The sequence below is a fragment of the Chromohalobacter marismortui genome, assembly GCF_004364315.1.
Taxonomy (GTDB): domain Bacteria; phylum Pseudomonadota; class Gammaproteobacteria; order Pseudomonadales; family Halomonadaceae; genus Chromohalobacter; species Chromohalobacter marismortui.
The window spans coordinates 76,761-88,620 of record NZ_SOBR01000005.1; the positions used below are offsets into that span (position 1 = coordinate 76,761).

An 11,860-nucleotide genomic window follows, 5' to 3' on the forward strand; every position below is an offset into this window, starting at 1 on the left:
ACATAGTCGCTTGCCTTGGCGAACGGGAGAGGGAATGGGCCTCAAGGAAATCGCGATCGGCGGCATTTATGTCAGCCCGCTGCTGCTCTACGCCCTGTTGGGGTTCATCGGTGCTCTCATCGTGCGTACGCTGCTGCACAAGATCGTCGGACAGCACACCCCCTGGTTCGAAGCGTGGTTCGATGCCGCCCTGTTCGTCATCATCACGGCCACCGTCGCCTTTGTCTTTTCGCCCATTGCCGGAATCGTCTAAATGCGCACTTCGCTACGCATGCTCACTACACTCGTCATCGTGGCACTGGCCATAGCCGCCGGGGTCTGGCTGTGGCATTACTATCTTTATACGCCATGGACCCGCGATGGGCGCGTGCGCGCCGAGGTCATCACCATCGCCCCCGATGTCTCCGGCTGGGTCCACCAGTTATCGGTGAACAACACACAGCACGTCGAGAAAGGCGACACGCTGTTCAAGATCAACCAGGCGCGTTACCAGACCGCCGTCGACAAGGCCGAGGCCGTCGTCGCTCTGAACCAGGCACAGCTGGAACTCAAGCGACACGAGGAGCAACGGCGTAATCGGTTGAGCAATCAAGCCATCAGCGGCGAAGATCTGGAAATCGCACGCATCAACACCCGCGTGGCGAAAGCCAATCTCGCCGAAGCCAAGGCCAACCTGGCAAGCGCTCAGTTGGATCTCAAACGCACCGTGGTCGAGGCCCCCGCCGCTGGGCATATCCTCAACCTGCATCTCAGCGAGGGCAATTACGTCACGGCAGGCAATCCCGTCATGGCCCTGGTAAAAGACGCTTCCTATTACGTGACCGGGTATTTCGAAGAGACCAAGATATCGCGCATCGAGGTGGGCGATCCCGCCAAGGTGACGCTGATGAGCGGCGACACCGAACTGCGGGGCCGTGTCGCCGGTATCGGGCGCGGCATTGCCAACACCAACACCTCGCTGAACAGTCAGCTACTTCCCCAGGTCGAGCCCACCTTCAATTGGGTCAGGCTGGCACAACGGATTCCCGTGCGCATAGAGCTCGCTCAGATCCCGAAGGATACGCTGCTCAGCGCGGGCATGACCGCCACCATCCATATCGTCGACGCGTCGGATACGGACTGAGTCGCCCATGTCGCCCTGGCTGGAAACCTACCTCACTCCCTCGAAGTCATCCTTGCAATTCGCCGCCAAGACCACCCTGGCGATGCTGCTGGCGCTTTACATCGCCTTGTGGTGCGATCTCGACCGCCCCTACTGGGCGCTGATCTCGGCGGCGTTCCTGCAGATTCGACCGATGAGCGGTATGGTCGTCGAAAAGGGCATCTGCCAGATCGGCGGCACCCTCATCGGTGCACTGGTGGGGATCGTCATCATGGCCTTCTTCGCCCAGGCGCGCGTGCCCGCCCTGGTGGCACTGACGCTGTGGATCATGTTTTGTACCTACGGCAGCTCGCTGTTGCGTAACAATTTTTCCTACGGCTGCATCATGGGCGCCGTCACGGCCATGTTGATCGTCGTCATCGCCGCCGGTCAGCCCGGCAGCATCTTCGACATTGCCGTCGCGCGACTCTCCGAACTGGGGCTCGGTGCGCTCTGCGCCACCCTGGTCAGTGCCTTGCTGTGGCCCACGCGCGTCAAGGATCACTTGGCCAATCAAGCCGACGCGGTGATCAACCAGGCTTTCACCCACGCCGGGCAGCGCCTCGAGGCAGGCGAGGATCTGGCCGCCATGCAGCAGTCGCTGACCGCCAGTCTCGAGCCGTTGACGATGCTCGAAACCGACAGCCAGGCGGCGCGCTACGAGGGCCCCGACGGTGCCGGCCGAATTCGCGTCACGCACGTACTCACTCGCCGCACGCTGCGCTTCTTCGCCACCCTGGGGGCGCTTTATCAGTTGCTGCACGACCATCGCGAGCGTATCAGCGCCCCGCTGCAACAATTGGCCAGCGAAGTCGCCGACGGCTTTCGCAACGCCGAACACGTGACGGGCGTCCCGGCGGCACGCCAACAGCTGCAGGCACTACGCAAGCGAGCGCATACCTACGCCGATACCCAGCTCGATCCCTTGCAGCGCCGTGTCATCCTGGCGCTGCGCGAGGTGCTCGGGCATGCCATGATCATGCTCGATGCCCGCGAGGCCATCGCCCACCCGGGGCGTAAACAGCTACGCGGCGGCTCGCTGTCGTGGCACCGCGATCATCTGGTGGCGCTGCTCAATGCCGGTCGCGCGGGGCTTGTCTTCTCGTGCCTGGCCGTATTCTGGCTGCAGACCCATTGGAGCAACGGCCAGGTCGCGATGCTGCTCGGCACCCTGTTCTCAGCGTTTTTCGCCACGCGCGACAACCCTGTCACGATCTGCATGATGTTCTTCAAGGGCATGCTGGCGGCGTTGCCCAGTGCCTTCCTGTTCGGGCATGTGCTGCTCTCGCAGGCCAACGGTTTTCCCATGCTCGCCATGCTCTTCGTCACGCCGCTGTTTTTGGGGCTGCTCGGCGCCTCCAACCCGCGCTTGATGGGGTACTGCCTGGCGTTCACCATCTTCAATATCCTGCTGACCATGCCGGGCAACGGCATGGATTTTTCCTTCGACAGTTTCGCCAACCGCGCCATTGCCGTGATCGTCGGGTTGAGCGCCGTGGTCATGGGCTTTCGCCTGATCCCGGGTCTCGGAGCGCCGATTCGGCGCCGCCGCCTGATCGGCGCCATCAGCCATGACCTGCGGCATATCGATGAACAGCCCTTGCATGAAGCCGAAAGCCGGTTCAGTGGCCGCATGGCCGATCGCCTGTTACAACTCGCGCGGCACGACGACATGCTGCCCGAGGACCACCGCCATCTGTTCATGATCGGCCTCAACGGTCTCGACCTGGGACGCTCATGCCTGCGTTTGCGCCACCGTTTGGACGCTGCCGCGACGCCCGTGCGTGACGCCATGCGGCACTTGCTGGCGACCCTTGCCGCCGCATTCGAGGACAGCGCCCATGGTCGCGCGCCACGCGGTATTCAGGCGGCGGGGCAAGCGCTGGACGACGCCATCGCACGCCATGGCGGCCTCGAGGAAGACGCACGCGCGCTCATCGAGGGGCTGGTCGAGCGACTCGACTTGGTGCTGGAACGTCAAGCCAAGGTCATGGCCGAACGGTTGACGCCGACGCCCGCCGCGCGCCCCGCCTGAGAGTGACAACGAGACAGATGCGAGGAGAATCATGCAAATCCGCCCTTTTCAACCCGCCGATGAAGAGAGCGTCATTGCGCTCTGGGAGCGCTGCGGCCTGACACGCCCATGGAAATGACCCGCGCCGCGACATTGCACGCAAGCTTGCGGAAGATCCCAGCCTGTTTCTGGTCGGCGTGACAGCGGACAGCGTGATCGCCAGCGCCATGGCGGGCTACGACGGGCATCGCGGCTGGGTGCATTACCTCGCCATCCACCCCGGTCATCAGGGGCAAGGGCTCGGCACGTCTCTGCTCACCGCAGTGGAGCGCGCCTTGCAGGCCCGGGGCTGCCCGAAGCTGATGCTGATGGTCCGCAACGAACACCCCGAGCTCGTCGAGTATTACCGCCGCCAAGGGTACGAAAGCGGCGAGTTCGTGACCCTCGGCAAGCGACTGATCGCCGACGACTGACTCAGTCGCGGTCGACGGCGAAAGCCGACCAGGCTTGGCGCGTCGGCATGACTTCGAGACGATTGACGTTGACGTGCGCCGGCAGCGAGGCCGTGTAGAAGATCAATTCAGCGATGTCCTCCGCTTCGAGCGGCGTGGTGTCGCCATAAAGCTTGTCCGAGGCCGACTGATCGCCGCCGGTGCGTACCAGCGTGAACTCGGTTTCCGCCATGCCCGGGGCAATATCGGTGACCCGCACACCGGTACCTTGTAGATCGCAACGCAGGTTATAGGTGAACTGCTGCACGAAGGCCTTGCTGGCCCCGTAGACATGACTACCGGGATACGGCCATTGGCCGGCGACCGAGCCCAGGTTGACGATGCTCGCCCCGGCGCCGGTCTCGATCAAGGTGGGCAGAACCGCGTGGGTGACGTTGACCAGCCCCTTGATGTTGGTATCGATCATGGTGTGCCAGTCGTCCAGCGCCGCCGCCTGCGCCGGCTGCGGTGCCAAGGCCAGGCCCGCGTTGTTGATCAACGCCTTGACCGCGCGAAAACCTTCGGGCAGCGCCGTGACGACATCCCTGACCGTGTCGGCGTCGCGCACGTCGAGTACCGCGGTATGCACGGGCACCTGGCTAGCGAGTTCCTTCTCGAGCTCCTCGAGACGCTCCGCGCGCCGACCGGTGAGGATCAACGACCAGCCGGCGTGGGCGAAACGTCGTGCCGCGGCGCGTCCGAAGCCCGAGGTCGCCCCGGTAATGAATACGATATCGCTCATGCTTCACTCCTTATTGACATAGGCCTTGTCCATAGACGTGACCACTCGTGACACACGATGCTCCATCAGCCGGGATAACCGCCCTCGATATCGACGATACGCGTGGCATGGCGCCCCACGCCGCCATGTACATCCAGCATGCGTTCGATCCAGGCATAGACCGGATCGGCATTGGAGACAAGATCCGCCGCCGAGACACACCGTGCCCACATGAAATGGCCGAAGACCATGTAGTCGGCACCGCCAGGCGCTTCACCATCGAGGAAGTCAGCCTCCTCGAGACGCCCCCGCAGCGGCTCGAGGGCCGCATCGAGGGCCGATAGCCCTTTACTGGGCGCATGCATTTCCTCGAGGCTGCGACCTAACGCCTTTTCGCGCGTTTCGCGAAAGTACGCCTGATCGTCGGGATGCACGACATTGAAAAGATCCATGACGATGGTGCGTAGAATCCCCGGTGCCAGCGCCCGCTCACTGTAGAACTTGAAAAAGCGCGCCCGTGACTCGGCTGTATCGTCGCCCAGCAACGGCTTGCCGGGATACGAACGATCGAGATAGCGGAAGATCTCGTAACTATCGGTGACCGTGGTCTCGCCATCGACGAGTACCGGCACCTTGCCTTGCCCCGAAAACGCGATCGCCTCTTTCTGAGTAAAGCGCCACGGGATGAAATCACATTCCAGGCCTTTGTGTGCCAGCGCATAGCGCACACGCCAGCAATAGGGAGAAAACCGCAGCCGCTCGTCGCGTCCGCTCAACTCATACATCTGCAACGCCATATCATTGCTCCTTCTCGACATGCATCGCGTGGGGAAGCGCCCACGCCCAGGAAGTCGACGCTACCACACGCTGCGTGAATGCGCCTACGACCCGCGCCCTGACACCCCTGTGAACCTTGAAACGTCTCGTCTATTAGTCGAATCAAAATGCCGTCGAGCGCTGCCAAAGCGCCTTGCAGGCCTCCGACCAAGGTAGGAAGGCTAACTCCAACCTCATGATTGCCCTTTATTTTTTGAGTTCATGGGCACACTAACCATATTGGTATTACCAATTATCCAAGGATTGGCCTAGCGGAGTTTGACGGTTATCTTTCGCTCGACGACGCACATCAGCCGCTGAACCCAGCCAAGCGTCTTGCACTGTACAACGACACCATCAGGGGCACTTCCATGAATCAAACGCTGCTCTCGCTACTCGCCTTCACGCCATTGGTACTGGCCGGCGTATTGCTGATTGGCTTCCGAATCCAGGCCAAGACCGCCATGCCCGTGGTGTTTCTGGTCACGGCAATGATCGCCCTGCTGGCCTGGGACATGACCTTCACGCGTGTGCTGGCCTCGACCTTTCAGGGCTTGATCCTGACCGTGGCGATCCTGTGGATCATCTTCGGCGCCATCCTGTTGCTCAATACCTTGAAACGATCGGGTGGCATTGCCGCCATTCGCAACGGCTTCTCGGGTATCAGCCCCGACCGCCGTGTCCAGGCGATCATCGTGGCCTGGCTGTTCGGTTGCTTCATCGAAGGCGCCTCCGGGTTCGGCACCCCCGCCGCCGTCGCCGCGCCGCTGATGGTGGCGCTCGGCTTCCCCGCCTTGGCCGCGGTGGTGGTGGGCATGATGATCCAGTCCACCCCGGTGTCTTTCGGTGCCGTAGGCACGCCCATCGTGGTCGGCGTCAGCGGCGGGCTCGACAAAGCCGGCATCAGCGACACGCTCACCGCGAATGGCGCCGGCTGGGACGCCTACTTTCAGCTGATCACCTCCGAAGTCGCCATTACCCATGCCATCGTGGGCCTACTGATGCCACTGATCATGGTCACCGTGATGGCACGCTTCTTTGGTGAACGACGCTCCTGGCGCGATGGCCTGGAAATCGCCCCTTTCGCACTCTTCGCGGGCATCAGCTTCGTCGTGCCCTATGCACTGGCCGGCGTCCTGCTGGGACCGGAATTTCCCTCCATGATCGGTGCCATGGTGGGACTGGCCATCGTCGTACCCGCCGCCAAGAAAGGCTTCCTGCTGCCCAAGACCACCTGGGATTTTCCGGATGCCACCTCCTGGCCGAAGGAATGGATCGGCAACCTCGACATCAAGTTCGATGACGTGGCCGGTCGCGCGCCGATGTCGGTCTTCATGGGCTGGCTGCCTTACGTCCTGCTGGCTGTGCTGCTGGTCATCTCGCGCACTGTCGAACCCGTCAAAGAAGCGCTCGTGTCGCTGAGCATCGGCTGGCGCAGCATACTCGGCGAGAGCGATATCGCCGGCAGCCTCGAGCCACTCTATCTGCCCGGTGGAATCCTCGTCATCGTGGTCCTGATCACGGTACTGCTGCACCGCATGCGTGGTCAGCAGGTCAAGGAGGCGTTCTCCGAATCGACGCGCACGCTTTTGGGTGCCGGCTTCGTACTGCTGTTCACCATTCCCATGGTGCGCATCCTGATCAACTCCGGCGTCAATGGTGCCGACCTGGCGTCGATGCCGGTGGCCATGGCACAACTGGTGGCTGATGGGGTCGGCCATGTCTATCCATTCTTCGCGCCCGCCGTCGGGGCACTGGGCGCCTTCATCGCCGGCTCCAACACGGTGTCCAACCTGATGCTGTCGGACTTCCAGTTCAGCGTCGCCGAGGCCTTGGGCGTCTCCACCGCCATGATGGTGGCACTGCAGGCCGTGGGGGCCGCCGCCGGCAACATGATCGCCATTCACAACGTGGTCGCTGCCTCCGCCACCGTGGGACTGCTGGGCCGCGAAGGCACCACGCTGCGCAAGACGATCCTCCCCACGCTGTACTATGTGGCCTTCACCGGCCTCCTCGGATTGATTGCCTTCTATGTGATCGGCGTAAGCGACCCTCTCATAGGCTAGACCGCCACCGCATCCTGCATTTCTCACGCCCACCGCCCCGCCTCGGCCATGCCGAGGCGGGGTCTCTATTGGTATTACCAATTTCCCATCGATTAGGCTTTCGGCTAATAGGCACGACCGCATGTCATAAGAGAATATGGAAACACTTTCCATAAGCGGCGAGGCCATGCACCGAACGTCCCCGCCCATGCGTGGCGGCATTGCCCAAGGAGCCCCCATGAACATCCTCTTTGACGAACGCCTGGATGGCACGCTGCCGGCGATCGACAAGGATGCCCTTGTCGCGCACATGACCGCGCACCTCCCCGGCATGACACTGCTGCATCGCGAGGAGGACCTGCGCCCCTTCGAGTGCGACGGCCTCTCGGCATACCGCGTGCTGCCGATGCTGGTGGCATTGCCCGATACGCTGGAGCAGGTAGAAGCCCTTCTCGGCATCTGTCACGCTCAAGGCGTTCCGGTGGTCACGCGCGGTGCGGGGACCGGCCTCTCCGGCGGCGCCTTGCCCCTCGAGAGAGGCGTATTGCTGGTCATGTCACGCTTCAGCCGCATTCTCGACGTCGATCCCGATGCCCGCACCGCACGTGTGCAACCCGGTGTGCGCAACCTGGCGATTTCCGAGGCGGCGGCGCCGCATGGCCTGTATTACGCGCCCGATCCCTCGTCGCAGATCGCTTGCTCGATCGGCGGCAACGTCGCCGAGAACGCCGGGGGCGTGCATTGCCTCAAGTACGGGCTGACCGTGCACAACGTGCTCGCGGTGAACATCCTGACCATCGAGGGTGAACACATCACGCTCGGCAGCGAGGCGCTGGATACGCCAGGCTTCGACCTGCTGGCACTGTTCACCGGCTCCGAAGGCATGCTCGGCGTGATCACCGAGATCACCGTCAAACTGTTACCTCAACCGGAAAGCGCCAAGGTGTTGATGGCCAGCTTCGACGACGTCGAGAAGGCCGGCAAGGCAGTGGGCGATATCATCGCCGCCGGCATCATCCCCGGCGGTCTGGAGATGATGGATAAACTGGCCATCCAGGCTGCCGAGGACTTCGTCAAGGCCGGTTATCCGGTGGAGGCCGAAGCCATCCTCTTGTGCGAGCTGGATGGCGTGGAGGCCGACGTTCACGACGACTGCGACACGGTGCGTGGCGTTCTCGAGGCGGTCGGTGCCACCGATATCCGCCTGGCACGGGACGACGCCGAGCGCGCCACCTTCTGGGCCGGGCGCAAGAACGCCTTCCCCGCGGTGGGACGCATGTCCCCCGATTACTACTGCATGGACGGCACCATTCCCCGGCGTGAGCTGCCGCGCGTGCTCAAGGGCATCGCCGACCTCTCGGCGACCCACGGCCTGAGCGTGGCCAATGTCTTCCATGCCGGCGACGGCAACATGCACCCGCTGATCCTGTTCGATGCCAATGCGCCGGGCGAGCTGGCACTGGCCGAGGAAGTCGGCGGCAAGATCCTCGAACTCTGCGTCGAAGTCGGTGGCAGCATCACCGGGGAGCATGGCGTGGGACGCGAGAAGATCAACCAGATGTGCGCCCAGTTCAACGCCGACGAGATTACGATCTTTCATGCCGTCAAGGCCGCCTTCGATCCGCACGGGCTGCTCAACCCGGGCAAGAACATTCCGACGCTGGCACGCTGCGCCGAATTCGGTGCCATGCACGTGCATCACGGCAATCTGCCCCACCCCGAATTGCCGCGTTTCTAACGGCATGCGTGCGAAGGAGAGAACATGATGCATCCACAGGACCAACATCCGCCACAGGACGCACGCACCTTGCCGGCGCGCGATCACGATGCCAGCGAGGCTCTGCTCGAAGGCGTGCGCCAAGCCGCGGCGACCGGCACGGCGCTGCGCCTTGTCGGGGGTGGCAGCAAAGGGTTCTATGGTCGACCGGTCGTCGGCGAAACGCTCTCGCTGGCCGAACACACCGGTATCGTCAACTACGACCCCGTCGAACTGGTGGTCACGGTACGCGCCGGCACCCGCCTGGCCGATCTGCAAGCCGCATTGGCTCAAGAGGGCCAGCAACTGGCCTTCGAGCCCCCTCATTTCGGCGAAAATGCGACGGTTGGCGGCACCGTGGCCTGCGGACTTTCCGGTCCACGCCGTCCATGGGCCGGCAGCGTGCGCGATTTCGTGCTCGGCACACGCATGATCACCCATGACGGCAAGCGGCTGCATTTCGGTGGCGAGGTCATGAAGAACGTCGCCGGTTACGATCTCTCGCGACTCATGGTCGGCGCCCAGGGCACGCTGGGGGTGATCGACGAGGTCTCGTTCAAAGTCCTGCCGCGCCCCGCCGCCAGTGCTACGCTACGCCTGGAAATGTCCCGCGACACCGCCATGGCGCGCCTTGCCGAGTGGGGACGCGAGCCACTGCCCATCACCGGTGCCGCCCACGACGGCGAGGCACTGCATATTCGCCTGGAAGGCGGTGCCAGCTCGGTTAGCAACACGCAGACGCGGCTCGGCGGCGAGCCGGACGACGCCGATTTCTGGCAACGACTGCGCGAGCTCGAACTGGCGTTCTTCTCGCGTCGGCACGACGAGCGCCCGCTCTGGCGGCTATCGCTACCGCATCGCGCGCCGCCCCTGGCACTCGACGGCGACACGCTCGTCGACTGGGCCGGTGCCCAACGTTGGCTGCGCAGCGAGCTGCCTGCCGGGACGATTCGTCAGCACGCCGCTCAGGCCGGCGGCCATGCCACCCTTGTCGACCGTAACCAAGCGCACGGCGTCGACGCGCCGTTCACACCGCTTTCCGTGGTGATGGACAAATATCATCGCCAGCTCAAGGCCAAGCTCGACCCAAGGGGAATCTTCAATCCCGGGCGACTCTACGAGGGGCTATAGCCATGCAGACGAATTTTTCCGACGAGGCGCTGCGCCAACCGCACATCCGCGAGGCCGACCGCGTCCTGCGATCGTGCGTGCACTGCGGCTTCTGCAACGCCACCTGCCCGACCTATCAGCTGCTGGGCGACGAGCGCGATGGCCCACGCGGGCGCATCTATCTGATGAAGGAATTGCTGGAAAGCCGCGATGACGACGATCAGGTCACTCACGAAACGCAGACCCACCTCGACCGCTGCCTGAGCTGTCGCAACTGCGAAACCACCTGCCCCTCGGGCGTCGAGTACCATAAGCTGCTCGACATCGGACGCGCCGAGGTCGAGCGTCGCGTCGGGCGCTCTGCCAAGGAGCGGGCCTTGCGCTACGGCCTACGCAAGGCACTGGTCGAGCCGCGGCGGTTTCAAGCATTGCTCGCGTTGGGACAGACCTTTCGCCCCCTGGCGCCGGGACCGCTCAAGGACAAGATTCCCCCTCGTGCAGTCAACGTGGGGCGGGCCACCCCCGCACGCCATCCCCGACACATGCTGGTGCTCGAGGGTTGCGTACAGCCGGGGCTAGCGCCCAACACCAACGCCGCCGCGACCCGCGTTCTCGACCGGCTGGGCATCGCCCTGAAAGCGGCCCCGGCGGCAGGCTGTTGCGGTGCCATCGACTACCATCTCAATGCCCAGGAGGACGGCCGCGACCGCATGCGGGCCAATATCGACGCCTGGTGGCCGCACATCGACGCCGGTGTCGAAGCCATCGTGCAGACCGCCAGCGGCTGTGGCGCCTTCGTCAAGGAATACGGCGACATGCTCGCCGACGACCCGCACTACGCCGACAAGGCAAAACGCATCAGCGCCCTGACCAAGGACCTGGTGGAGATTCTGCGCGAAGAAGACTTGGAAGCATTGACGCTTCACGGCGACGCGCGGCTCGCCTTCCACTGCCCTTGCACGCTGCAGCACGCCCAGAAACTGGGCGGCGCCGTGGAAAGCGTGCTCGGTCGACTGGGCTTCTCGCTCTCCCCCGTACGCGATCCCCATCTATGCTGTGGGTCGGCGGGGACCTACTCCATCACGCAGCCGGCCTTGGCGACACAATTGCGCAACGACAAACTCGATGCGCTCGAGGCCGGGCAACCCGAGCAGATCGTCACCGCCAACATTGGCTGTCAGACCCACCTGGCAGGCGCAGGCCGCACCCCCGTCCGGCACTGGATCGAAGTCGTCGACGAGGCGCTGACATCGACAGCGGGCGACGACACGCAGACAGCATCGACACCTAGCCCGTAGCTCACATTCTCACCAGGAGATCTACATGAAAACTCAAGCCGTACTCGAACTCAGTGACGTCAATCAATTGCTCGACGCCGGGCAACGAGAAGCCGAAGCCAATGGTTGGGCGGTGACCATCGCCGTGGCCGATGCCGGCGGCCATCTGCTCGGCCTGCGTCGCTTGGATGGCGCCGCCCCGTTCAGCGCCGGCATTGCCACCGAAAAGGCCCGCAACGCCGCCATCGGGCGCAAGGAAACCCAGGCCTTCGAGGACATGATCAATAACGGTCGCACCGCCTTCGTCAGCGCACCGATGCAAGCGCTGCTCGCTGGTGGTGTGCCACTGATCATCGACGGCGAGGTCGTCGCCAGCGTGGGGATTTCCGGCGTCAAGCCCGATCAGGACGTGCACGTGGCCAAGGCCGCCGTGGCGGCATTGTCTTGACGGTCCTGGCAGGCACATCCTGACACTCACACCCTGACGAA

At 63.6% G+C, this 11,860-nt stretch carries 11 protein-coding genes; 9 read left to right on the forward strand and 2 right to left on the reverse strand.

Going from position 1 to position 11,860, the window contains the following annotated elements; genetic code table 11:
- The first annotated feature begins 34 nt into the window (after positions 1–34).
- The 4 genes from C8E00_RS12085 (at position 35) to C8E00_RS12100 (ending at position 3,628) form a co-directional block, all read left to right on the forward strand.
- Positions 35–253: a DUF1656 domain-containing protein gene (locus tag C8E00_RS12085; RefSeq protein WP_133697776.1), complete on the forward strand. Its 219-nt coding sequence runs from the start codon at positions 35–37 to the stop codon at positions 251–253.
- Positions 254–1,123, forward strand: a complete 870-nt coding sequence (locus tag C8E00_RS12090; RefSeq protein WP_133697777.1) for an efflux RND transporter periplasmic adaptor subunit — start codon at positions 254–256, stop codon at positions 1,121–1,123.
- Between the two features lie 7 nt (positions 1,124–1,130).
- The gene (locus C8E00_RS12095; protein ID WP_133697778.1) at positions 1,131–3,176 is read left to right on the forward strand and encodes an FUSC family protein; all 2,046 of its coding nucleotides are present in this window, start codon (positions 1,131–1,133) and stop codon (positions 3,174–3,176) included.
- A gap of 167 nt (positions 3,177–3,343) precedes the next feature.
- Entirely contained in the window at positions 3,344–3,628 is a 285-nt protein-coding gene (locus C8E00_RS12100) for a GNAT family N-acetyltransferase (protein ID WP_243833189.1), read from the forward strand.
- Position 3,629: 1 nt separating this feature from the next.
- On the opposite strand, the gene C8E00_RS12105 is transcribed toward C8E00_RS12100, so the two are convergent.
- Both C8E00_RS12105 and C8E00_RS12110 read right to left on the reverse strand, forming a co-directional pair.
- Positions 3,630–4,388, reverse strand: coding sequence for an SDR family NAD(P)-dependent oxidoreductase (locus C8E00_RS12105; RefSeq protein WP_133697779.1), 759 nt, complete (start codon positions 4,386–4,388; stop codon positions 3,630–3,632).
- A gap of 65 nt (positions 4,389–4,453) precedes the next feature.
- Positions 4,454–5,164: a glutathione S-transferase N-terminal domain-containing protein gene (locus C8E00_RS12110; protein ID WP_133697780.1), complete on the reverse strand. Its 711-nt coding sequence runs from the start codon at positions 5,162–5,164 to the stop codon at positions 4,454–4,456.
- Between the two features lie 390 nt (positions 5,165–5,554).
- Between C8E00_RS12110 and C8E00_RS12115 the strand changes: the two genes are divergently transcribed.
- The 5 genes from C8E00_RS12115 (at position 5,555) to C8E00_RS12135 (ending at position 11,819) form a co-directional block, all read left to right on the forward strand.
- Positions 5,555–7,249 carry an L-lactate permease gene (locus C8E00_RS12115; RefSeq protein WP_075368095.1) on the forward strand — a complete coding sequence of 565 codons (1,695 nt, stop codon included), beginning with the start codon at positions 5,555–5,557 and terminating at the stop codon, positions 7,247–7,249.
- 217 nt (positions 7,250–7,466) lie between these two features.
- Positions 7,467–8,966, forward strand: a complete 1,500-nt coding sequence (glcD, locus tag C8E00_RS12120) for a glycolate oxidase subunit GlcD (protein WP_133697781.1) — start codon at positions 7,467–7,469, stop codon at positions 8,964–8,966.
- Positions 8,967–8,990: 24 nt separating this feature from the next.
- Positions 8,991–10,115: a glycolate oxidase subunit GlcE gene (glcE, locus tag C8E00_RS12125; RefSeq protein WP_133697782.1), complete on the forward strand. Its 1,125-nt coding sequence runs from the start codon at positions 8,991–8,993 to the stop codon at positions 10,113–10,115.
- A 2-nt stretch (positions 10,116–10,117) separates the two neighbouring features.
- Positions 10,118–11,392 carry a glycolate oxidase subunit GlcF gene (glcF, locus tag C8E00_RS12130; protein WP_133697783.1) on the forward strand — a complete coding sequence of 425 codons (1,275 nt, stop codon included), beginning with the start codon at positions 10,118–10,120 and terminating at the stop codon, positions 11,390–11,392.
- Positions 11,393–11,417: 25 nt separating this feature from the next.
- Positions 11,418–11,819: a heme-binding protein gene (locus tag C8E00_RS12135; protein WP_133697784.1), complete on the forward strand. Its 402-nt coding sequence runs from the start codon at positions 11,418–11,420 to the stop codon at positions 11,817–11,819.
- Positions 11,820–11,860 lie beyond the last annotated feature (41 nt).

Coding starts and splice junctions, on each gene's coding strand:
- C8E00_RS12110 (WP_133697780.1), bottom strand. CDS start 5,164: ATGGCGTTGCAGATGTATGAGTTGAGCGGACGCGACGAGCGGCTGCGG.
- glcF (WP_133697783.1), top strand. CDS start 10,118: ATGCAGACGAATTTTTCCGACGAGGCGCTGCGCCAACCGCACATCCGC.
- glcE (WP_133697782.1), top strand. CDS start 8,991: ATGATGCATCCACAGGACCAACATCCGCCACAGGACGCACGCACCTTG.
- C8E00_RS12115 (WP_075368095.1), top strand. CDS start 5,555: ATGAATCAAACGCTGCTCTCGCTACTCGCCTTCACGCCATTGGTACTG.
- C8E00_RS12135 (WP_133697784.1), top strand. CDS start 11,418: ATGAAAACTCAAGCCGTACTCGAACTCAGTGACGTCAATCAATTGCTC.
- C8E00_RS12095 (WP_133697778.1), top strand. CDS start 1,131: ATGTCGCCCTGGCTGGAAACCTACCTCACTCCCTCGAAGTCATCCTTG.
- C8E00_RS12085 (WP_133697776.1), top strand. CDS start 35: ATGGGCCTCAAGGAAATCGCGATCGGCGGCATTTATGTCAGCCCGCTG.
- glcD (WP_133697781.1), top strand. CDS start 7,467: ATGAACATCCTCTTTGACGAACGCCTGGATGGCACGCTGCCGGCGATC.
- C8E00_RS12105 (WP_133697779.1), bottom strand. CDS start 4,388: ATGAGCGATATCGTATTCATTACCGGGGCGACCTCGGGCTTCGGACGC.
- C8E00_RS12090 (WP_133697777.1), top strand. CDS start 254: ATGCGCACTTCGCTACGCATGCTCACTACACTCGTCATCGTGGCACTG.